The sequence below is a fragment of the Rheinheimera baltica DSM 14885 genome, from assembly GCF_000425345.1.
In the GTDB taxonomy this organism is placed as follows: Bacteria; Pseudomonadota; Gammaproteobacteria; order Enterobacterales; family Alteromonadaceae; genus Alishewanella; species Alishewanella baltica.
In genome coordinates this window covers 1-22499 of sequence record NZ_AUDG01000049.1, presented here as the reverse complement: position 1 = coordinate 22499, position 22499 = coordinate 1, and the positions used below count along the sequence as shown (strand labels likewise).

Below are 22499 nucleotides of genomic sequence, written 5' to 3'. Positions count from 1 at the left end.
GGATTACATAACAGGGAAGAGTGTATTGAAAAAGCTGTTACTTATCGCGCTGGTTGCCTTCGGTGCCTGGAATTACTACCAAAAACAAAACACTGCGCTAGTAGCAGAACCTGTTGCTATAAAAAGTATTGCCTGATTACACCGTACCAATTAATAAAGCTCGTGCTGTGGCCAATGCATCACAGTTCCGCTGTGACGGCCGGCAACACTGTAGTGAAATGAACTCTTATGAGGAAGCAGTATTCTTTCTAAGAAATTGCCCAGACACGAAAATGGATGGTGATGGGGACGGTGTACCGTGTGAAAGGCAGTTTAATCGCGTCTAAGATACCGCGCTAACCGCTAACCTTTTTAACCACATACCTATACGGCAATTCAGCGGTATCACTGTCCACTAACTCGTGATCCATAAAGCGGCAGAATGCCGGGATATCGCGGGTGGTGGCGGGGTCGTCGGCGATAATCAGTAAGGTTTCACCCACCTGCATTTTACGCATTTGCAGCCGCACCATCATTACCGGCTCGGGACAGCGCAGGCCTAAGGCATCCAGGGTGTGATCTGCGTTGCTAAAAATATCTTCCATTTGTACTCCGGTAAAATTGTACGTTACAGCTGCCACGAAGCAGGCATTTAGGGTAAAACACTGACAGCACAGACACAGATAACGAGCGCAGCGAATGCGACAGGCGAAGCTGCCGGAGCAGCAGCGCCCGGCGTAGCCGCGTCGCACAGTTGCAGGGCTGGATGCCCGTAAACCCGCTGTGGCGAGCATGGCAGTGTCTTAGCCGGTGCAGGGTTATCATCAGCAGCTTAGCGAAGCTTGTAACACCCGCTGTCCTCACCACAGCAACTCGGCTTTGCTGGCGCAAATCCTCAGACACTCTGTGGTTGCGGGATCGGGGTTGCAAGCTTCAGGGCTGCAGTTTGTCGCATCGTTTCAGCCAATAAATAAGGGCCGTAAAAACGGCCCTTATTCTATGCGATTGTGTTTGTTGCTGCCAGTGAATGCCCGCTCAAACTAGGGGCGTTCGAAAACAGTCGCAATACCCTGGCCTAGACCGATACACATGGTGGCCAGGCCAAACTTACCGCCTTTATCTTCCATTACGTTAATTAACGTAGTGGCGATACGTGAACCGGAGCAACCCAGTGGGTGGCCAAGGGCAATGGCGCCGCCATTCAGGTTTACTTTTTGATCGGCTACTTCTAACAAGCCTAAGTCTTTCATAACCGGTAATGCCTGTGCTGCAAAGGCTTCGTTAAGCTCTGCATAGTCCAGATCGTTAACGGTAATACCGGCCATTTTAAGCGCTTTTTTCGACGCCGGTACCGGGCCGTAACCCATAATAGATGGGTCACAACCTGCCACACCCATACCACGCACATAAGCACGAATAGGTAAGCCAAGTGCTTTCGCTTTGTCTTCGCTCATGACTAACATACCAGAAGCACCGTCTGATAACGCTGAAGAGGTACCCGCTGTAACTGTGCCGTTAGCCGGGTCGAATACCGGACGTAAAGCGCCTAAGGTTTCAACTGTGGTTTCCGGGCGAATAACTTCGTCGTAATCCATCAGCTTCAGTACGCCATCGGAGTCGTGGCCTTCAGTAGGGATGATTTCGTTTTTAAAACGACCTTCAACACTGGCTTCTTGGGCCAAACGATGTGAGCGGGCGCCAAATTCATCTTGCTGCTGGCGGCTGATGCCGTGCATTTTGCCGAGTAACTCTGCGGTTAGGCCCATCATGCCGGCTGCTTTGGCAATCGACGTAGATAAGCCCGGGTGGAAATCAACGCCGTGGTTCATTGGCACGTGGCCCATGTGCTCTACACCACCGATTAAATACACCTCGCCCATACCGGTTTGAATAGCGCGCACGGCGTCATGCAAAGCTTGCATGGATGAACCACAAAGCCGGTTTACGGTAACAGCCGGTACCGAGTGCGGAATACCCGCTAACAGCGAGGCATTACGCGCAATGTTAAAGCCTTGTTCCAGCGTTTGCTGCACACAGCCCCAAATAATGTCGTCGATATCGGCCGGGTTAAGTGCCGGGTTCCGTGCGACTAAGGATGCCATAATATGAGCGGATAACTGCTCGGCACGCACATTGCGATACATGCCATTCTTTGAGCGCCCCATTGGGGTACGAATACAATCTACAATAACTGCGTTTTTCATCATTCTGCTCCTGCGCTTAAACCGGGAAGAAACGCTGGCCAGCTTCGGCCATAGCGCGGGTTTTATCTGTTACCTGATAAATTTCGCCTAAATGGGCGTATTTATCGGCCAGAGCGACAAAGTTGGTTAAACCGATAGTGTCAGCATAGCGCAGTGGGCCGCCTCTAAACGGAGGGAAACCTAAACCGTAAATTAAGCCCATATCGGCTTCAGCAGCGCTGGCAACAATACCTTCTTCTAAGCAACGAATGGTTTCGTTAATCATGGGTACCATAACGCGGGCAATAATGTCATCGGCACTAAACTCTTGCTTGTCGCTGGCTATGCCTGCTAACAGGCTAACTGACGCAGGGTCGATATCTTTTTTCGGCTTACCTTTGGCATCTTTACTGTAAGCATAAAAACCAAGGCCGTTTTTCTGGCCGTAGCGGTCAGCTTTAAACATGGCTGCTACCGGGTCGTTATCCAGTTTTGCCATCCGTGTTGGGAAGCCATCGGCCATAACGTCGGTACAGTGATAAGCGGTATCTAAACCAACAACGTCTAGCAGATACGCCGGGCCCATAGGCCAGCCGAACTGTTTTTCCATCACTTTATCAACTTGGGCGAAATCGGCACCGTCTAATACCAGTTTGCTAAAACCGGCAAAGTAGGGGAACAGTACGCGGTTAACAAAGAAACCAGGACAGTCATTCACCACGATAGGCGATTTGCCCATTTTTGCGGCGTAGGCAACTACAGCTGCAACGGTTTCTTCACTGGTATCTTTACCACGAATAACCTCTACTAATGGCATGCGGTGTACTGGGTTGAAAAAGTGCATACCGCAGAAGTTTTGTGGACGGCTTAAGTTCGCTGCCAGTGAATCAATAGAAATGGTAGAGGTATTAGAGGTTAAAATAGCGTCCTCTGCAATTAAGCCTTCTACTTCTTTTAACACTGCGCCTTTAATTTTCGGGTTTTCAACAACGGCTTCAACCACGATGTCTGCCGATTTTACCGGTTCGTTGCTGAGGGTTGGTGTAATAGAGGCAATGACTTTTGCCATACCGATAGCGTCAAGTTTTTTACGCTCAACCTGCTTGCCCAACAGTTTAGTGGCTTCGCCCATACCCAATTCAAGAGCTTTGTCGGCTATGTCTTTCATCACCACTGGAACGCCTTTTAACGCCGACTGATAGGCGATACCGCCACCCATAATACCTGCGCCTAATACCGCCGCTTTTTTCACTGCTTTAGTGGCCGTTTTGGCGGCTTTTTTTGCTTTGCCTTTTATCAGCTGGTCATTTAAGAACAGGCCAATTTGGGCAGTGGCAGCATCGGTTTTCGCCAGTTTAGCAAAACCCGCATTTTCCAGTGCCATGGCGCCAGCACGGTCTAAACCAGCAGCGGCTTCAATGGTGGTTACGGCAACCATAGGGGCTGGGTAATGTTTACCTGCGTTCGCGAATACCATACCTTTAGCGGTAGAGAAACTCATGATGGCTTCGGTTTTGTTTAATTTAAGTGGCTGTAGTTTAACTGCACGTTTTTTACGCCAGTCAAGCTTTCCGGCAATTGCATCTTCAAGCATGCTAAGTGCAGCGGCTTCTAACTTCTCAGGCGCGACTACAGCATCAATTAAACCTACTTTCTGTGCTTGGTCAGCACTGTGGTCTTTACCGGTAGTGATCCACTCCATTGCATTGTCTGCGCCGATAATACGCGGTAAGCGCACGGTGCCACCAAAGCCTGGCATTAAGCCTAGTTTTACTTCTGGCAAGCCAATACGGGTAGTAGTATCGGCAACGCGATAATCACCAGTTAGTGACCACTCACACCCGCCACCCAATGCGAAGCCTTTGACAGCAACGATAGTTGGTACTGGCAAGTCTTCCGCCAAATCAAAAATATCTGATGCCTGTTTAATCCAAGGGATCAGTTCGCCTTCAGGGCGTAAAAACGTGGTTAAAAATTCGGTAATGTCAGCGCCAACAATAAAAGCGTCTTTTTCACTACAAAAAATAACGCCTTGCAAGGCTTTGTCAGCGTGCAGTTGCTCTAAAGCTGTCTTACAATCAGACAGTGTTTGCTGATCAAACTTATTAACTGAGCCCTTAGCATTAAAAGCAAAACGGGCAATACCAGGTTTCAGGTAGGCAACACTGATGTTGTCACTCTGGTAAATCATAACGGTGCTCCTTGGTCGCGTATGTTAGGGTTGTTCGCAACTGGTACGATGAGGTTTCTTTGTCAGTGTGTCGCGGTTTAGAAAAAAATTCAACCGTTATTTAAACGGGCGTTTGAATCTAACCGAGGTGATCAGCAGTAACTATAGGTGTTATTTCTTTTAGTTTAGAATTTTTGTCGGGGTTATCGTCGTGAAACGTATTGTTTTTATGCTGACGAACCTGCTTTTGGCGCCCTTGTCGGTGGCGTCAGTGTCTTCTGAGGCAGCGTTACGTAATGAGTTTTTACATGCAGAAAGTCAAATTGGCAGTTTAAAGTATGCGCAGGCGCAAAAGCTGTTAAAAAAATTCGATGGCTATGTATTGCAGCCGTACTTAGAACAAAAAAGGCTACAACATTTTTTAACGGCTGATGAGCAGATTGCAGATTTTCTCAAGCGATATCAAGGTACGCCAATGGACTGGCCATTGCGCAAAGCGTGGCTGTATGACTTGGCCAAACGTCAACAATCTGAGCGCTATTTAGCCAATTTTAAGCCTACATCAGACGCGGCTTTGCACTGCTACGCACTGAGGTTTGCACTGGCAAAAAAAGATGCTGTGCCTAGCCAAATATGGCCAGAAGTAGCGACATTGTGGGTTAGTGGCAAATCTCAACCAAAAGAATGTGACCCGCTATTTAGCGCATGGCGCAGTGCGGGGCAGCAAACACCCGAGCGGGTATGGCAACGTTTGGCATTAACTGCTGAAGAGGGCGATACCAGCCTTATTCCGTATTTAAAAAAATTATTGCCCACCGACCAGCAATATTTAGCAGATTTGTATTTAAAGACGCGCCGCAGTCCGGCATCTATTGCTGGCTCGACATTCTTCCCATTGAAAAAGCTGCAAGAGCGCGATATTGCAGCCTATGGTATGAAGCGCTTAATCTGGCGAGACCCGGATAAGGCGCTGAAGGTGTGGCAACGATTTAGTAATGACCCTTACTTTTCCAGTGCGCAACGGTTAGATGTGCAGCGCCAATTTGCTATTGCTTTGGCTAGTAAGGGCGATACCAGAGCCGGTGAATGGTTTAATGATTTGCCGGCAGAGTTAATTGATAGCGCTTTGGCTCATTGGCAGGTGAGCCATGCCCTGGCTGAGTTAGATTGGCCAAAAGTTCAAGCGATTATTCTACGTTTTCCTGCTGACTTAGCGAAAGACAATAGTTGGCAATATTGGTTGGCGCGCGCTTACGAAGAGCAAGGTAATAGCGAAAGCGCACAGCCTGTTTTTCAGCGACTGGCATTACAGCGGCATTTCTATGGCTTTATGGCCGCAGCCCGATTAGGGTTGCCGCCAAGTTTGGCGCATAGTCCGGTTAATGTGAGTGAACAAGAGCTTACCGATCTTAAATTACACCCTGCTGTGCAACGGGCGCAGGAATGGCTAGCGCTGGGACGTTTACTTGAGGCGCGTCGTGAGTGGAATCATCTACAAGACAGCTCCACTGAGCAGCAAAAGCTGGTGTCGGCGAAACTAGCTTATCAACTGCAATGGTATGAGCGGGCTATCTTCTCGCTGGCGGATGTGGGGTATTGGGATGATATTGAATTACGTTTCCCATTAGCCTACCAGGATGAAATTGCAAAATCGTCGGCGCGGGCGGAAATTGATTCCGGTTGGGCGATGGCGATTGCAAGGCGTGAGAGTTCTTTTATGGCCGATGCCAACTCGCCAGTGGGGGCGAGAGGGCTAATGCAGTTAATGCCCGCAACAGCAAGGCAAGTAGCGAAAAAGCCGATTCAACTGACGCAGCTGTATGAGCCTGGTATTAATATTGACTATGGCACCGACTATTTAAACTACCTGATGAAGCGTAACGATGGCAATTTACTCATGGCCACTGCGGCCTACAACGCAGGCTTTAGTCGAGTGAAACAATGGGTGCCAAGAGACTTCGCCTTGCCTGCAGATGTATGGATAGAGACTATTCCATACCGGGAGACACGGGAATACGTCAAGGCCGTTATGGCTTATTACCAAATTTATAATATTCGGCTAAATTCGCCGATAGACGTATTCAAACCCCTTACAACGATGCAGATTGGGGTCATAGTGGAATAATGTTATGATGCCCCGCATATTTTTCAGCCAACAGGTCAGACGCTTATGACAGCTTCTTATCAAAGCCTGTATCAGGCGCATGTTGCCGAATTACAATTACGTACCCGCCGTCTTTTGGAGCGGGAAAATTTGGATGCGTTGGTTATTCACTCCGGTCAGACACAGCGTAAGTTTTTAGATGATATGGATTATCCGTTTAAAGCTAATCCGCTGTTTAAAGCCTGGTTGCCGGTGGTGGATAATCCGCACTGCTGGCTTATTGTTGACGGCGTCAACAAACCCAAACTCATTTTTTACCGCCCGAAAGACTTCTGGCATAAAGTGCCAGACGAGCCTCATGATTTTTGGGCAGAGCATTTTGATATTCAGTTGTTAGACAAAGCGAATAAGGTTGAGACCTTGCTGCCTTATGACAAGGCACGTATGGCTTACCTGGGTGAATATTTGGAAGTGGCTCGTGCACTGGGCTTTAACGAAATAAACCCAGAACCTGTGCTAAATTCTATTCATTTTTACCGCGCGTATAAAACCCCTTACGAGCAGGCATGTCTGCGTATTGCAAACCAGATGGCTGTAACGGGGCACCAAGCGGCAAAGGCTGCATTTTATGCCGGCGGCTGCGAGTTTGATATTCAGCAAGCGTATTTAAATGCGGTTAGGCAAACAGAAAACGAAGTACCCTACGGCAATATTATTGCCTTGAATCAGAACTGCGCTATTTTGCATTACACAGCGCTAGAGCGTAAAACGCCAAAGCAACATCATTCATTTTTAATTGATGCTGGCGCAGAGTTTCATGGATATGCGGCAGACATTACCCGCACCTATAGTTTTCAACCGCAGGATGAATTTGGCAGCCTGATCAGTGCGGTAAACCGTGTAGAGCAACAGCTGGTGAGTGAATTAAAACCCGGATTAAAGTACGGTGATCTTCATATCCAGTGTCATCAGCATATTGCCGAAATTTTGCAGCAATTTGATTTTGTAAAGTTGTCTGCTGAGGCAATAGTGGAAAGTCAGATCACCCGTACATTTTTCCCGCACGGTTTAGGGCATCATTTAGGCTTACAGGTGCATGATGTCGGCGGTTTTATGGCGGATGAGCGCGGAACTCATGTTACGCCACCAGAGCAACATCCATACTTACGCTGTACCCGAACAATAGAAGCCAATATGGTGTTCACCATTGAACCTGGTCTGTATTTCATTGACAGCTTGCTGGCAGACTTAGCTGCCACCGAGTTTGATAAATACATTAACTGGAGCAAAGTTGATGCATTTAGGCAGTACGGTGGTATACGTATTGAAGACAACATTATTGTGCATCAGGGACATAATGAAAATATGACTCGTGATCTACACTTGGCTTAAGTAGTAAGGACGCCAATAAGGTATGCAATACCGCTCTATTATCCGGATTTTGGGCCTGCTGATTGTTATATTCAGTATTAGCATGGTGCCGCCGGCATTTGTCGCATACTGGTATAAAGATGGCGCTGGCGTCCCTTTTATTTTGTCATTTGTCTCTTGCGTGGTTATTGGTTTTCTAATTTGGTACCCCAACAGGCAATACAAAGCTGAATTAAAAGTACGCGATGGGTTTTTAATTGTCGTGCTGTTCTGGATAGTGCTGGGTGCGGTAGGGGCTATTCCTTTTATGTTAGCCAGTAATCCTCATCTTAGCTTGGCCAGTGCCATGTTTGAGGCCTTCTCTGGCTTAACCACCACTGGCGCAACGGTGTTGACGGGTATCGAGTTTTTACCTAAAGCGATATTGTATTATCGCCAGCAGCTGCAATGGCTTGGTGGCATGGGGATTATCGTATTGGCGGTGGCTATACTGCCGATGTTAGGTGTTGGTGGTATGCAGCTGTACCGGGCGGAAACGCCAGGCCCGGTGAAAGATAACAAAATGACGCCGCGTATCGCCGATACCGCAAAGCATTTATGGTACATCTATTTAGCGTTAACATTGGCCTGTACACTGGCATTTTTTCTGGCGGGTATGAGCTGGTTTGATGCTATTTGTCATGCGTTCTCTACTGTAGCCATTGGTGGTTTTTCCACTTACGATGCCAGTATTGGCCATTTTCAAAGCCCGTTAATTAACGGCATTTGTGTGTTGTTTTTGCTGCTTAGTGCGATTAACTTCCCTCTGCATTTTGCCGCGGTCAGAGGCAAAAGTGTGTCTACATATTTTCGAGACCCCGAATTTAAGGCATTTTTGGCGATACAGGCAGCATTGATATTTATTTGTTTTGCAGTATTACTGCATACCAATGTGTATAGCAGTACCGCAGAAGCATTAAACCATGCCAGTTTTCAGGCTGTATCTATTTCTACAACGGCAGGATTTGCCACAGATGGCTTTGCAGCCTGGCCGCTTTTTTTACCGATATTACTTATATTCTCCAGTTTTATTGGTGGGTGTGCTGGCTCAACAGGGGGTGGTTTAAAAGTAGTACGAGTGTTATTACTTTTCTTACAAGGTATTCGTGAGCTTAACCGGTTAATTCATCCCAGAGCGGTGTATTCTATAAAATTAGGTCGCCGACCCGTAGCTGATCGTATCGTTGAGGCGGTGTGGGGCTTTTTTGCCGCCTATGCATTGGTTTTTGTCGTCATCATGCTGTTGTTATTGCTTACCGGCTTAGACAATATTACCGCTTTTACCGCAACCGCAGCTTGCTTGAATAACCTGGGCCCAGGGCTGGGGGAAGTCGCCGCAAATTTCGGCTCTATACCTGACGCCAGCAAGTGGCTGTTAATTGTTGCTATGGTGTTTGGCCGCTTAGAGGTGTTTACCTTGCTGGTGTTGTTTACACCAGCATTTTGGAAAGATTAGATAAAAATTGCGCTAACCTGGAATAGCTTTTCCACTTCAACGATGTGTTTTTTATCAACCATAAATAGAATGATATGATCGTCTGTTTCAATCACCGTACTGTCGTGTGCAATAAGGACGTTTTCGCCACGAACAATTGCGCCAATCGTGGTGCCTGGTGGCAACTTAATACTGCCGATGGCTTTGCCTACTACTTTACTGGTACTGCTGTCGCCATGTGCAATAGCCTCTATGGCTTCTGCCGCGCCACGCCGTAACGAATACACATTAACAATATCACCACGACGAATGTGGGTTAGCAGTGCCGATATCGTGGCCTGTTGCGGTGATACCGCAATATCGACTTCGCCGCCTTGCAGTAAGTCTACATAGGCACCACGCTTGATCAGTACCATCGTCTTTTGCGCGCCCATGCGTTTAGCCAACATAGCGGACATAATGTTGGCTTCGTCGTCGTTTGTGACGGCAATAAATACATCAACTTGTTCGATATTCTCTTCTTCCAGAAGTTCTGGATCTGAAGCATCGCCCACATAAACCACGGTATTGTCTAAAGCACTGGATAGAAATTCAGCGCGTTCCTTGCCTCGTTCAATTAACTTAACGCTATGTGTTTTCTCCAACGCTCTAGCCAAGCCAAAACCCACATTACCACCACCTGCAATCATAATGCGGCGATAGCTGCGTTCCAATTTTTGCAGTTCACTCATTACGGAACGGATATGTTTAGTCGCTGCGACGAAAAACACCTCATCGTCGGCTTCAATAATGGTCGTGCCTAGCGGTTTAATGGCGTGGCCACGTCGATATATCGCGGCAACTCGGGTTTCAATATTTGGCATATGCTCTTTTAATGCAGACAAAGCATGCCCGACCAGTAAGCCGCCATAATAAGCTTTAACGGCAACCAGACTGACTTTACCACCGGCAAACTCTACAACCTGAAGCGCACCTGGGTAGTCTATTAAGCGCCGAATATAGTTCGTCACCAAAGCTTCTGGTGCAATGAAATGGTCAACGGGCATATCGTCTTTATGGAACAGCTGCTCACGATATTTGAGGTATTGGTTGGTGCGAATACGAGCAATTTTTAGCGGAGTATTAAATATACTGTAGGCTACCTGACAGGCAACAATGTTGACTTCGTCGCTGTTGGTTACCGCAACAATCATGTCAGCATCTTCTGCGCCAGCACTTTTTAAAATATCAGGATGTGCGCTATGACCGTGCACAACTTGCAAATCAAAGCGGTCTTGCAGAGCCCTTAATTTGTCGATATTAATATCGACAACGGTGATGTCGTTCTGCTCACCAACCAGGTTTTCTGCCAGGGTTGCCCCCACCTGACCTGCACCTAAAATAATAATTTTCATGCTGACTCGCTATTTTGGGCTGATGCTATTGAGGTCGGTTTTTAGTAACCGGGCATAGAAAAAACCATCCATATCTTGCTCTCCGGGTAAAAGCTGCCAACCGTAAGGCTGCTCTGCTAATTGCTGTGGCAAGATGTCGAGTTTGGCATCGTTGTTTTGTTGTAAAAAGTAACTGATTTGGTCGCTATTTTCCTGCGGAAGCACGCTACAGGTAGCATAAAGCAGTGTGCCGCCCGGTGCCAAAAGTGCCCAGCATTGTTGCAAAATGTGCTGTTGCAATGATGCCAAGGCGGCAATATCAGCTTTTTTTCGTAACCAACGAATATCTGGATGACGCCTAATAACGCCACTAGCCGAGCAGGGCACATCCAAAAGAATGCGATCAAATAGTTGGCCTTGCCACCAGCTGTCTGGCTCGCTGGCATCAGCGGCAATAACGTTTGCAGTCAAACCAAGCCGGTTTAGGTTCTCATGCACGCGAAGCAAGCGTTTGGGTTCTTTATCAACAGCAGTAACGTCTGCTTGTGGTGCGAGCTCCAGAATATGGCAGGTTTTCCCCCCCGGCGCGCAGCAAGCGTCTAAAACGCTTTGGCTACTATCGACCTGCAACAACGTCGCAGCATATTGTGCTGCGCCGTCTTGTACTGAAAACCAACCTGCATCATAGCCAGGCAAGGTGGTGACATCTTGCGCCTGCATTAGCTTTATGGCAGCGGGTAAATCGGCAATTGGTCGGCTGTATTCAATGCCGTCGCGGGTCAGTGCTGCCGCATAATCGGTAGGGTTGATTTTAGCTACGTTGACTCTTAACCAAAGCGGAGCTTTCTGCTGGTTCGCAGCTAATATTTGTTGCCACTGCTGCGGATATGCTTGCTGCAATTCAGTAATCAGCCAGCCTGGATGGTTAAATTGTACTGCAGCGGGGGCATTATCGAAGTCAAATAATGCAGGCTGGCGCTGAACGTTACGCAACACGCCATTAATCAGTTTGGTAAGGGATTGACCTTTTAACTCGCGTGCAGCGTCGACTGTTTCGCTAATGGCGGCATGGTCTGGAATACGCATGAATTTAAGCTGATAAATGCCGACGTAAAGCAAAAACTGTAAGGGTCTTAGCTGCTTAACCAAGGGTTTGCTCATCAATTGGTTGCAAACAGCTTCTAACTGAGGCAAAAAACGCATTACGCCAAAACAAATTTCTTGCAGTAGCGCTTTATCTAAAGGGTTGTCTAGCAATGCTTGCGCTTTTGGCAACACTTCTGACAAAGACATACCTTGATCGACTACGTCATAACAACTGCGTGCTGCTAAGGTGCGAATGTTATAGCTCATAATTCGGCGCCAAGCACCAAACCGGGAGATAGCCAGTCAGAGCGGCCATTTAAAAAGTCGGCAGCTGCCATCGCTTTTTTACCCGGTGGTTGCAATTGAGTAATGACTAATATGCTGTCGCTGCACGCAATGCGGATACCCTGTTTGTCTGCTGACAACACGGTTCCGGGTTTAGCCTGGTGTGTTGCAGTATCCACACTGGCTTGCCAAATTTTTACATTGCCTTGTGGCAGGGTAATGTAACTCACGGGCCATGGGTTAAACGCCCTTATCTCTCGTTCGAGCACATTAGCCGGTTTAGTAAAATCAACAGCGGCTTCGTCTTTGTTTAATTTTTCGGCGTAATTGGCCAGGTTTTCATCTTGTTTTTGTGCTTGTTGCTGTAATGACGGTAGGTTGTTTAGCGCTTCAAGCAAGGCTGACGGCCCAAGGTCGGCGAGCTTGTTGTACAAAGACGCACTAGTATCATTGGCTTCAATATTACAGCTGACCGTGCTTAACATTGCGCCGGTATCTAACCCTGCATCCATCTGCATGATGGTGACACCGGTTTGGGTATCACCGGCCCAAATGGCGCGCTGAATGGGTGCAGCACCACGCCAACGTGGCAGCAAAGACCCATGCACGTTAATACAACCAAAACGTGGCGTATCTAATACGAATTGCGGCAAAATTAAGCCGTAGGCTACTACTATCATCAGATCTGCATTCAGCGCTGCCAACTCAGTTTGAGCCCGAGCCTTTTTTAGCGACTTTGGTTGATAAACGTCTATAGCATGTTTTAACGCCAGTTGCTTTACCGCGCTAGGCTGTAGTTGTTGTCCACGGCCTGCAGGCCGGTCTGGCTGGCTATAAACAGCAATAACCTGATGTTCTGAGTTTAGTAGCGCTTGCAAGTGGCAAGCTGCAAAATCAGGCGTACCCGCGAAAATAATACGTAAAGGAGTGGTCACGGTATTTCCTGTTTACAGCGCATGACGCTGTGCCATTTTGGCTTCTTTTTCCAGTTTTTTACGAATGCGATCGCGTTTTAGCGGCGATAAGTAGTCGATAAAGAGTTTACCCAGTAGATGATCAAGCTCATGTTGTAAGCAAATTGCGAGTAAGCCATCAGCATTCAACTCAAAAGGATTACCGTTTTTATCCAATGCTTTTACGGTCACTTCTGCTGCGCGATCAACCATGGCATAATTCTGAGGTACAGATAAACAGCCTTCTTCATAGCTGGTTCCACCACTGCGGGCGGTAATTTCCGGATTGATAAACACCATAGGTTCGTTTCTGTCTTCGGAAATATCGATTACAACTACGCGCAGATGAACGTTCACTTGTGTTGCTGCCAATCCAATACCATTTTCGTCATACATGGTATCTAACATGTCTGCAACCAATTGTTTAATATCAGCAGTAACGGCATCAACCGGTTTAGCTACTGTGCGAAGTCTTTCGTCTGGAAAATGTAAAACTTGTAAAACTGACATAACACCTACAAAAATATGCTTTGTTTCAAAGGTTGTGGTATGTTTTAATTTTAGCCATTAATCCGCTGTATTAACAGCATAGTGTGTAATAATTACAACAAGAATTCGCTCAAGGATGCAGGCATGCTGAAAAAAATTGCAATAGTTGTCACTTTGGTAGTCATGAGTGGCTGTTTTAATGTGTTCGCCGATGTTTTAAAAATTCGCGACGACGCTCCTGCTAACTATGTTGTTAAGAAGGGCGATACGCTGTGGGATATTTCGGCTCTTTATCTTAATGAACCCTGGCTGTGGCCACAGTTGTGGCAAATGAACCCACAAATAGACAATCCACACCTAATCTATCCCGGGAATACGTTAACCCTGATCTATGACGCTGAAGGGCGGCCACGTTTAATAGTAAACGACAATGTGAAGCGTTTAACGCCGACTATTCGTAAAACGCTGAAAAGTGAAGATGCTGTTAGTACCTTACCTTTAAGTATGATTCGTCATTACTTAACGTTTGAGCAATCACTTACTGAAGAACGAATTGCTGGACTTCCTTATATTTTGGGTTCAAATGCGAATGTGAAAAATTCAGCAGCAGATCACATTATTTATGCTAAGGGTGTTTTGGAGGCGGGTGCATCGTATGGTGTCTATCGACAAGGTAAGCCCTACATCGACCCAGACACCCAAGAAGTGTTGGGTTATGAAACCAAGTTAGTTGCAACAGCGCGTGCATTTCGTAGCGGCAAAGACGCGACCGAAGACACACCTGTTGAAGCTGCGTCTTTAAATGTATTAAGCGTGAAACGCGAAATTAAACAAGGCGACCGGTTAATGCCGGCATTGGAAGGGCAGGCGTTGCCTGCGTTCTTTGTTATGCAAAGACCGGAGGTTGAAGTCGATGGTAGTCTTATCGAGTCAGCGTCTAACCTGCGTGAATTGACGAAGTGGGATGTGGTTGTGCTTAACCGTGGCAGCTTGAATGAGCTTAAAGCAGGGTACATGCTGGGTATTTATCGTAACTCTCCGACGGTAATTGATGGCAAAAACGGCCCTGTCTACGTTGAAGATGCCAGCAAGCTACAAAAAATATTTAAAAATTTCGGTGACAGCACGATTCAATTGCCACGGGAAAAAGTGGGTGAGTTGATGGTGTTCAAAGTGTCAGAGCGAACCAGCTTCGCCATCGTGACCAAAACTTCACGACCTATTCGTATTGGGGATAAGGTCGCAAATCTATAGGATATTTTGAAGGAGCCAGTTTGTATGGAGGATATCCGCAACTGGCTCGCTTTAGCCTCTGTTCATGGCCTGGATGGTCTGAAGTTTCAGCGTCTTAGCGAGCAAATTTCAGCAGCAGAGCTGGTAAAATTACCCGCTAGCACTTTACGCAATATCGGCTTTACCGAACGACAAGCGCACATTTTAGCTTACGAGGCCAATGCTAAGGCTGATTATGCAATACGTTGGCTGGAGCAAGCCGAGCATCACCATATTGTCACTTTTAATGATCCAATTTATCCCGCCTTACTTAAACAAACAAAACAGCCACCCCTGATACTTTTTGTAAAAGGCGATCCCCATGTGTTGGCGCAACAGCAGTTAGCGATGGTGGGTAGCCGGCAACCGACACCGACTGGTCGCAAAGTGGCATTTAATTTTGCCAGCGAATTAAGCCAACAAGGCTATGTTATTACCAGCGGTATGGCACGTGGTATCGACAGTGAAAGCCATAAGGGTGCATTACATGTTGGCGGTCTAACTATTGCCGTGTTAGGGCACGGTTTGGAGCAGGTGTATCCTGTTTCAAATAAAGCATTGGCTACTGCTATTTCCGAGCAAGGGGCGTTGGTGTCTGAGTATTTCCCGGACGTTCAAGCCAGAGCTGAGCTTTTTCCGCAGCGTAATAGAATAGTGGTGGGTTTGAGTATTGGCACCATAGTTGTTGAAGCGGGGTTGAAAAGTGGCACTTTGATTAGCGCGAATCTAGCCGCAGAGTACAGTCGTGATGTTTTTGCTGTACCAGGTTCGGTGTATAGCCCACAGTCAGCAGGTTGCCATAGCTTAATCCAGCAAGGGGCTAAATTAGTGACGTCTGTGGCCGATATATTGGAAGAGTGGAGCTTTTTCGGTAAGACTTGTCTAAAAATTGCACCAGAAGCTGAAAAAAGTATTGAAACAGACTTGTTTGCCCGACAGTTGTTGGCTAACGTAGGAGATGAAGTTACCGCAGTTGATCTGATTGCTGAGCGCGCCGGTGTTATTATCGCCGACGCAACAATAGCGCTGTTGCAGCTTGAATTAGCGGGTGAAGTGGCAGCAGTTCCTGGTGGCTACATAAGAGTGAGGAGTGCCTGAGTATGTTTGATATCCTCGTTTATCTGTTCGAAAACTATATTCACAATGAATCTGATATTTACGTTAATCATGCCGATCTGACCAAAGAGTTAAGCCGGGCAGGTTTTCATGACGACGATATCTTTAAGGCGTTAAAGTGGCTCGACAACTTATCTGCGCTGCAGGAAAGTCATGTTAAACCGTATTTATCTAAGGGCATTTCTAATGCCACTCGCATCTACAGTGCGCCAGAACTGGCAAAAATGGATGTTGAATGTCAGGGTTTTTTACTTTTTCTTGAGCAAGTTAATGTGTTGGATGCATTAACTAGAGAAATGGTAATTGACCGCGTGATGGAACTCGATAGCAACAGTATTAGCCTTGAAGATTTAAAGTGGGTAGTGTTGATGGTGTTATTTAATGTTCCTGGCCATGAAACTGCTTACGCCCAAATGGAAGATCTTATTTTTGATGAACCGGAAGGGCCGCTGCATTAAGCGGCTTAACCTTTTATGACCGCTGATTCCAATTTATTTAACCTGCCGTTACAGCAACAGCTATGTCCGCTATGCCAGCAACCTCTGGCAATGAAATCAGGTAAAAATGGTCCTTTTCTTGGTTGCAGTGCTTATCCGGCCTGCAACTATATTAAAGCTTTACATCAGCATGAAACCAGTATTGTAAAAGTACTGGAAAGTGAACCCTGCCCGCAGTGTGGCAATGCGCTTGCAGTAAAAAACGGTCGTTATGGCATGTTTATCGGTTGTACTGATTATCCGCATTGCAATTTTGTGGTGCACGAGCATAGTGAGCAGCCAGACATTGAGAGATTAGCTTGCCCAAAATGTAACAACGGCCAACTGACCGAGCGGGTAAATAAGTTTGGTAAACAGTTCTGGGGTTGCGATAAGTACCCTAAATGCAAGTTTTTACTGAACGATAAACCCGTTGCAGGCGTGTGCCTCAGCTGCGGTTTTGGGGTGCTAATTGAGAAAAAAAGTGGGCTATATTGTGCAGATAAAGGCTGTGCAGAGAAACAGCCGGCCGCTTGAGCTGCCGGCATAAGCGTTAGTTAAGCCGATTAGCCATCAGTTGTAATTCAGGGAATGCTGCTGGTGAAAGCAAGCTGATAAGCTGTTCGAAGCGGGCTTTTAATTCACTATTATTTGCGGCAGATAAATTGATATGGCCCATTTTTCGGCCTGGTCGCTTCGACTTTCCGTACCAGTGCAAGTGGACCCCAGAAATAGACAAAATAGCTTCTGGCACCTTGTCTTCACCTAATATGTTTACCATCAGGCTTGGACGAACTAATTCGCAATTGCCTAATGGCATATCACACACCGCGCGTAAATGTTGCTCGAACTGACAAACATCAACGCCTTGTTGTGTCCAGTGGCCTGAATTGTGCACCCGAGGTGCAATCTCATTGACTAATAGCTCACCGTCAACGTCAAAAAACTCTATTGCCAACACACCAACATAATTGAGCTTGTTGGCAACGGCGGTAAACATAGCTTGTGCTTGCTGCTGCAATTGTTCATTGCCTGGTACGGCTAATGAAACACTCAATACGCCATTAACATGGTGATTTTCTGTCAGCGGATAGACTTTCACTTCACCGTTTGCCCGGCGGGCACCAATTAAAGATACTTCACGTTGAAAGGGAATAAACTGTTCGGCAACGATACTTTGGTTTTCATCGGCCGCTAAAAAAGCGCTGATTTGCTGCCATACTTCTGCGGCGTCTTCAGCGCGCTTTAAGCGCCATTGCCCTTTACCATCATAACCGGCTAAGGCACTTTTAAACACCAGTGGTAAGCCCAATGTAGTGATAGCATGATTAAAGTCGGCTTCTACATTAACGATGTGGTAGGCGGCAGAGCGGACTCCTGCATCATCTAGCAACTGTTTTTCTAATCGCCTGTCACCACCCGCTTTAATGGCCGTTTCTCCGGGAAGGAATTTACCACTTTGTTGGCATTGGGCTAACACGGTAAGGGGGATATGTTCAAACTCGGCCGTGACAATATCGGCATCAGCGATAGCGTTAGCCAGGCCTTTGCCCAGATCTTGTTGTGTTAATGGATGTACGATGGCGTCTGTATTGACGTCGTAGGCACTAATGCTGATGTTTAACGGCGCGCCAGCAAGCGACATCATCCGCGCAAGTTGGCCTGAGCCAAGCACTAACACTTTCATAGTGTCACCTGTGATGGGTCAGGCTGGTTTAATACCATCTCGGTTTGTGCTTTACGAAAATCATCAATTTTAGCCATCAGCTCTGGAATATTTGTGGCTAAAATTTGCGCCGCCAGTAAGCCAGCGTTTGCAGCCCCAGCGTCACCAATGGCCAAAGTACCTACTGCCACGCCTTTTGGCATTTGTACTATGGATAGTAAAGAATCAATGCCTTTTAGTGCTTTAGACTGCACAGGTACTCCCAGTACCGGAAGGCTGGTGAAAGCAGCCGCCATACCAGGTAAATGGGCTGCACCACCGGCACCGGCAATTATCACTTTCAAGCCACGGCTAGCCGCACTGTTAGCATAATCTGCCAGCAACTGTGGGGTGCGGTGTGCGGAAACAACTTTGGTTTCATAGGCAATACCGAAATTATCCAGCATATCAGCGGCGTGTTTCATAGTAGGCCAGTCTGAAGTAGAACCCATGATGATGCCAACTTGCATTGTTGTTTCCTTCTGTACGTGATGAACTATTAACGTGAAGTCGCTATTATAGCCAGTTGCGCTTCTGAAGAAAATTTTAACTGTGTTTTTCGTTAAATTTGCCAAGGTAAACTAAGTCCATGACAAAACTTGAATCCGTTTTACAAGCATTAAATAATGGTGAAGTCATCGCTTACCCTACAGAAGCCGTGTATGGCCTAGGCTGCGATCCAGACCACGAAGCTGCGGTAATGGCATTATTGGCAATCAAACAGCGGCCGGTTGACAAGGGACTAATTTTAATTGCAGCCAATTATTCTCAGCTTTTGCCCTATGTGGATGACGACGCGATTCCTTCAGAGAAGCGGTACCAGATATTTTCAAGTTGGCCAGGCCATGTTAGCTGGGTACTGCCTGCAAGTAAAACGGCCCCTAAGTGGATAACTGGAAATTTTAACTCTGTTGCTGTGAGGGTAAGTGGGCATCCTGTAGTACAACAAATGTGTATTGCTTATGGCAAACCTGTTGTCTCAACCAGTGCTAATTTATCCGGGCAACCTGCTATAACCGACCGTATTGAGTTGGAGCAAAGAATGGCCGGTAAATTGTCTGCTATTATGCCTGGCGATTTGGGGGGGGCGACACAGCCTAGCCAAATCCGTAATGCCTTAACCGGCGATATTGTAAGGAGTTAATGTGACACAGAGTCAACCGCATGACCATTTAGCCACCGTTCAGCAGTTCTTGCAGCAATTGCAGGATGCTATTTGTAAAACACTGGAGCAGGCTGATGGCGCTGCGCAGTTTGTTGAGGATGCCTGGCAGCGACCTGAGGGCGGAGGCGGCAAGAGCCGCGTGTTAACGGCTGGCAAGGTATTCGAGCAAGCCGGTGTTAATTACTCACATGTATTTGGTGCCAATATGCCTGCGTCTGCAACGGCGCACCGGCCTGAACTTGCAGGTCGAAGCTTTAATGCTTGCGGTGTTTCTTTGGTCATTCACCCTAATAATCCATATGTGCCTACTACGCATGCAAATGTGCGGTTCTTTATCGCTGAAAAAGACGGTGAAACACCAGTATGGTGGTTTGGGGGCGGCTTTGACTTAACGCCGTATTATCCATTTGAAGAAGATGTTGTGCACTGGCACCAAACTGCGAAAACGGCAGTCGATCCTTTTGGCTCTGAGTATTATCCTGACTATAAGAAATGGTGCGACGAATACTTCTACCTGAAGCATCGCAACGAAACGCGTGGTGTCGGCGGATTATTTTTTGATGACCTAAATGCTCCGGGTTTTGAGCAAAGTTTTGCACTGATGCAGGCCGTGGGTGAAGCGTTTATTCCTGCTTACTTGCCGATAATAGAAAAGCGTAAGGCGACACCTTATGGCGACAAAGAACGTCAGTTTCAGCTTTATCGGCGCGGGCGCTATGTTGAGTTTAACCTGGTGTATGACCGTGGCACTTTATTTGGCTTACAAAGCGGCGGCAGAACAGAATCAATACTGATGTCGATGCCGCCGCTGGTTAGGTGGCAATATGGTTTTGAACCAGAGCAAGACAGCCCTGAAGCTATACTATACGAGCGTTATCTTAAACCACAGGATTGGTTAAAGTTGAATGATTAGCAATTAATCATATGGCTCGCCAGTTGACCGATAGACTGGCGAATGCCTTCCCGCAGTAACTTATCTTCTACTACCTCATCTAACGCCTTATTCATACATAGCATCCACTGATCCCGTAGCTGCTCGTTAACGGTAAATGGCATATGCCTGGCGCGTAGTCTCGGGTGTCCATATTTTTGTTCAAACAGTGCTGGCCCACCTAACCAGCCTGACAAGTATTCAAAAAACTTTTGCCGGATAGTATCCAGTGGCAGCGGATGAATAGCATACAGCTCTTTGGCTAGTGGGTCGCTTTGCATAATGTCATAAAAGCGATTCGCTAAACGTCTTACACAGTATTCGCCACCCATCATAATATAAGGAGTTTGCTCAGGAGTGGGATGTGGCTTGCTATTTACCGTCGTTTTATTAAAAATCATCTTTACTAACTTCTTTATGGACATTTGTTTTGGACCATTATGCTGTATTCGGTAATCCTATAGGGCAATCGAAATCACCTTTTATTCATTCTCAGTTTGCTATGCAATGCGAAGAGCGGCTGACTTACGAGGCTATGTTAGCACCACTAGATGGCTTTGCCGACAGTTGGCATCGCTTTGTTGGGTTGGGGGGTAAGGGGGCAAATGTCACAGTACCTTTTAAAGAGCAGGCTTTTCTGCTGGCTGACATACTTTCTGACAGGGCGCAGCAAGCGGGCGCGGTAAATACTCTTTATATAGATAAGTCCGGGAATTTATGTGGGGATAATACCGATGGTATAGGTTTAGTCGCGGATTTGAACCGGCTTGGTTTTCAGCTATTGGGGGCCACATTACTTCTACTCGGGGCAGGTGGTGCCAGTCGAGGCGTTATAGGTCCTTTACTTGATGCGGGTGTGTCAAAAATAGTATTGGCTAATCGCACTGAAAGCAAAGCTATTGCTATAGCAAATAGTTTTGATGCCAGAGTGCAAGCATGCAGTTTTGAGCAAATAGCTACATTGCAATATGCGTTAGTCATAAATGCAACGTCATCTGGCTTGAGTGGTGAACGCCCGCAAATCAGTGCGGTTCATATGCAACATTGCACACTTGCCTATGACATGCTGTATGGCCCTGAACCGACTCCTTTTTTACAATGGGCCCAAGCGCAAGGTGTATTACATATAGCCGATGGTTTGGGTATGTTATTGTCGCAAGCAGCAGAAGCGTTTTACATCTGGCGAGGCAAACGACCTAATATAGAACCAGTGATGGCCTTATTAAAAGCACAGCTCTTTAAATGAACCAACAGCTGATTTTTAATAGTGACTTTTACTATGATGTTGCTAAACAGGCTGTAGCATTTACTTGCCTGGTGTCAGGCTTAAGAGTGAACTGCTTTATTCGTTTGCCACAGAATGTATCTGCTGATGACTTTCTACAACAGGTAAAAGCTGATGCGTTTAACTGGGAAGATAGCGCCGAGCATGCTATTGCTAACGACGCTTATAATAGTGTTGGTGAAATCTGGCTTTAATCCTGTGCCAGATAGTCGTTTTTAAGCAGCACATAGTTAGCCGCTGATTCCTTAAGAAACGACTTTTCGTCTGCATTAAGAGGGCGAGCTTGTTTCACCGGGCTGCCAACATACAAATAACCACTTTGCAGATGTTTACCTGGTGGTACTAGACTGCCGGCACCAATAATAACGTCGTCTTCTACTATAACGTCATCCATAACAATGGCGCCCATACCAACTAGTATCCGATTTCCGAGCGTACAACCGTGCAGCATGACTTTATGACCGACAGTAACATCGTCACCGATAATAAGTGGTGAACCTTCAGGTTTACTTTTACTGGAACGAGATAAATGCAATATCGAACCATCTTGTATATTGGTTCTGTTGCCAATGCGAATAAAGTTCACATCGCCACGAGCAGCCACTAAAGGCCAGATACTGACATCATCACCTAATACTACATCACCTATCAGTACGCTCGAACTATCTATATATGTACCTTTTCCCAAAGCGGGGGAGATACCTTTATATGCTCTTATCATCATAATCTCCTTTAATGCTGAGTTATTATGCAGTAAATGTACTAAAAAAGCGCTTATCGTTGAAACTTTATGCGAACGATCTAAAAAGCTATGTTTTTATTAAATAACCCCTTGCACGAGTTTCAAAACGCCCTATAATGCGCGCCATGCCACGGGGTGCTGCAGTAAGGGTGCTTCGGGTGAGTTAAGATGGTTCGCAAAAATCTTTAAAAAAGACGCTTGACAGACTGGCTTAAATCACTAAAATGGCGCCCTCGCTTCACGGTGGTGTTTAACACGGTGAAACAGGAAAGAAAGTCAGGTGTGACGAATGTTTTTAAAAAAGAATAATCGTCACGCTTGACTTAAAAACTGGGAAGTG

General features: G+C 46.6%; 23 protein-coding genes. 12 read left to right on the top strand and 11 right to left on the bottom strand.

The annotated features are described in order from the left end of the window. Positions 1 to 167 precede the first annotated feature (167 nt). Entirely contained in the window at positions 168 to 326 is a 159-nt protein-coding gene (locus H595_RS24625; protein ID WP_276202268.1) for an excalibur calcium-binding domain-containing protein, read from the top strand. A 9-nt stretch (positions 327 to 335) separates the two neighbouring features. On the opposite strand, the gene tusA is transcribed toward H595_RS24625, so the two are convergent. From tusA to fadB, 3 genes are all read right to left on the bottom strand, one after another. After that, a complete protein-coding gene (gene tusA, locus H595_RS0114900) occupies positions 336 to 584 on the bottom strand; it encodes a sulfurtransferase TusA (RefSeq protein ID WP_027671929.1) in 249 nt (82 codons plus the stop codon). 435 nt (positions 585 to 1019) lie between these two features. Next, on the bottom strand, positions 1020 to 2186 hold the full coding sequence (gene fadA, locus H595_RS0114890) for an acetyl-CoA C-acyltransferase FadA (RefSeq protein WP_477996674.1): 1167 nt from the start codon (positions 2184 to 2186) through the stop codon (positions 1020 to 1022). Positions 2187 to 2199: 13 nt separating this feature from the next. After that, positions 2200 to 4353, bottom strand: a complete 2154-nt coding sequence (gene fadB / locus H595_RS0114885; protein ID WP_027671926.1) for a fatty acid oxidation complex subunit alpha FadB — start codon at positions 4351 to 4353, stop codon at positions 2200 to 2202. A gap of 190 nt (positions 4354 to 4543) precedes the next feature. Between fadB and H595_RS0114880 the strand changes: the two genes are divergently transcribed. Genes H595_RS0114880 through H595_RS0114870 form a run of 3 tightly spaced genes read left to right on the top strand, consistent with a single transcriptional unit; the run spans position 4544 to position 9302 of the window. After that, on the top strand, positions 4544 to 6457 hold the full coding sequence (locus H595_RS0114880; protein WP_027671925.1) for a transglycosylase SLT domain-containing protein: 1914 nt from the start codon (positions 4544 to 4546) through the stop codon (positions 6455 to 6457). Between the two features lie 45 nt (positions 6458 to 6502). Next, positions 6503 to 7828 carry a Xaa-Pro dipeptidase gene (pepQ, locus tag H595_RS0114875; protein WP_027671924.1) on the top strand — a complete coding sequence of 442 codons (1326 nt, stop codon included), beginning with the start codon at positions 6503 to 6505 and terminating at the stop codon, positions 7826 to 7828. Positions 7829 to 7850: 22 nt separating this feature from the next. After that, positions 7851 to 9302: a TrkH family potassium uptake protein gene (locus H595_RS0114870; protein WP_027671923.1), complete on the top strand. Its 1452-nt coding sequence runs from the start codon at positions 7851 to 7853 to the stop codon at positions 9300 to 9302. On the opposite strand, the gene trkA is transcribed toward H595_RS0114870, so the two are convergent. Genes trkA through def form a run of 4 tightly spaced genes read right to left on the bottom strand, consistent with a single transcriptional unit; the run spans position 9299 to position 13488 of the window. Next, positions 9299 to 10675, bottom strand: a complete 1377-nt coding sequence (trkA, locus tag H595_RS0114865) for a Trk system potassium transporter TrkA (RefSeq protein ID WP_027671922.1) — start codon at positions 10673 to 10675, stop codon at positions 9299 to 9301. The genes H595_RS0114870 and trkA overlap by 4 nt on opposite strands. Before the next feature lie 9 nt (positions 10676 to 10684). After that, positions 10685 to 12007 carry a 16S rRNA (cytosine(967)-C(5))-methyltransferase RsmB gene (gene rsmB / locus H595_RS0114860; protein ID WP_027671921.1) on the bottom strand — a complete coding sequence of 441 codons (1323 nt, stop codon included), beginning with the start codon at positions 12005 to 12007 and terminating at the stop codon, positions 10685 to 10687. Beyond that, positions 12004 to 12960, bottom strand: a complete 957-nt coding sequence (gene fmt, locus H595_RS0114855; protein ID WP_027671920.1) for a methionyl-tRNA formyltransferase — start codon at positions 12958 to 12960, stop codon at positions 12004 to 12006. The genes rsmB and fmt overlap by 4 nt, the downstream gene beginning before the upstream one ends. A gap of 12 nt (positions 12961 to 12972) precedes the next feature. Further along, positions 12973 to 13488: a peptide deformylase gene (gene def / locus H595_RS0114850; protein ID WP_027671919.1), complete on the bottom strand. Its 516-nt coding sequence runs from the start codon at positions 13486 to 13488 to the stop codon at positions 12973 to 12975. 123 nt (positions 13489 to 13611) lie between these two features. Here def and H595_RS0114845 point away from each other — a divergent pair, with 123 nt between their 5' ends. From H595_RS0114845 to H595_RS0114830, 4 genes are read left to right on the top strand one after another with little or no spacing between them, the layout of a single operon-like run. After that, positions 13612 to 14721: a LysM peptidoglycan-binding domain-containing protein gene (locus H595_RS0114845; RefSeq protein WP_027671918.1), complete on the top strand. Its 1110-nt coding sequence runs from the start codon at positions 13612 to 13614 to the stop codon at positions 14719 to 14721. A gap of 24 nt (positions 14722 to 14745) precedes the next feature. Further along, positions 14746 to 15837: a DNA-processing protein DprA gene (dprA, locus tag H595_RS0114840; RefSeq protein ID WP_027671917.1), complete on the top strand. Its 1092-nt coding sequence runs from the start codon at positions 14746 to 14748 to the stop codon at positions 15835 to 15837. A gap of 2 nt (positions 15838 to 15839) precedes the next feature. Further along, positions 15840 to 16313, top strand: coding sequence for a DUF494 family protein (locus H595_RS0114835; RefSeq protein ID WP_027671916.1), 474 nt, complete (start codon positions 15840 to 15842; stop codon positions 16311 to 16313). A gap of 15 nt (positions 16314 to 16328) precedes the next feature. Further along, positions 16329 to 16868: a DNA topoisomerase family protein gene (locus H595_RS0114830; protein ID WP_027671915.1), complete on the top strand. Its 540-nt coding sequence runs from the start codon at positions 16329 to 16331 to the stop codon at positions 16866 to 16868. 16 nt (positions 16869 to 16884) lie between these two features. Here H595_RS0114830 and H595_RS0114825 read toward each other — a convergent pair whose 3' ends face one another. Next, positions 16885 to 18018, bottom strand: a complete 1134-nt coding sequence (locus tag H595_RS0114825) for a 5-(carboxyamino)imidazole ribonucleotide synthase (RefSeq protein WP_027671914.1) — start codon at positions 18016 to 18018, stop codon at positions 16885 to 16887. Next, positions 18015 to 18506 carry a 5-(carboxyamino)imidazole ribonucleotide mutase gene (purE, locus tag H595_RS0114820; protein ID WP_027671913.1) on the bottom strand — a complete coding sequence of 164 codons (492 nt, stop codon included), beginning with the start codon at positions 18504 to 18506 and terminating at the stop codon, positions 18015 to 18017. Before purE ends, H595_RS0114825 begins: the two co-directional genes overlap by 4 nt. A 119-nt stretch (positions 18507 to 18625) precedes the next feature. Here purE and tsaC point away from each other — a divergent pair, with 119 nt between their 5' ends. Both tsaC and hemF read left to right on the top strand, forming a co-directional pair. Next, positions 18626 to 19180 carry an L-threonylcarbamoyladenylate synthase type 1 TsaC gene (gene tsaC / locus H595_RS0114815; protein ID WP_027671912.1) on the top strand — a complete coding sequence of 185 codons (555 nt, stop codon included), beginning with the start codon at positions 18626 to 18628 and terminating at the stop codon, positions 19178 to 19180. A gap of 1 nt (position 19181) precedes the next feature. Then, entirely contained in the window at positions 19182 to 20114 is a 933-nt protein-coding gene (gene hemF / locus H595_RS0114810; RefSeq protein WP_027671911.1) for an oxygen-dependent coproporphyrinogen oxidase, read from the top strand. Here hemF and H595_RS0114805 read toward each other — a convergent pair. Continuing rightward, complete coding sequence (locus tag H595_RS0114805) at positions 20111 to 20533, bottom strand: group II truncated hemoglobin (protein WP_240474913.1); 423 nt, start codon at positions 20531 to 20533, stop codon at positions 20111 to 20113. The two genes, hemF and H595_RS0114805, sit on opposite strands and share 4 nt — an antisense overlap. Before the next feature lie 29 nt (positions 20534 to 20562). Between H595_RS0114805 and aroE the strand changes: the two genes are divergently transcribed. Together aroE and H595_RS0114795 are read left to right on the top strand one after the other, a co-directional pair. Next, entirely contained in the window at positions 20563 to 21378 is an 816-nt protein-coding gene (gene aroE / locus H595_RS0114800) for a shikimate dehydrogenase (RefSeq protein WP_027671909.1), read from the top strand. Beyond that, positions 21375 to 21611 (top strand): DUF1488 family protein, encoded by a 237-nt coding sequence (locus tag H595_RS0114795; RefSeq protein WP_027671908.1) that lies wholly within the window; start codon positions 21375 to 21377, stop codon positions 21609 to 21611. The genes aroE and H595_RS0114795 overlap by 4 nt, the downstream gene beginning before the upstream one ends. On the opposite strand, the gene H595_RS0114790 is transcribed toward H595_RS0114795, so the two are convergent. Continuing rightward, positions 21608 to 22141 carry a gamma carbonic anhydrase family protein gene (locus H595_RS0114790; protein WP_027671907.1) on the bottom strand — a complete coding sequence of 178 codons (534 nt, stop codon included), beginning with the start codon at positions 22139 to 22141 and terminating at the stop codon, positions 21608 to 21610. The genes H595_RS0114795 and H595_RS0114790 overlap by 4 nt on opposite strands. Positions 22142 to 22499: the final 358 nt, after the last annotated feature.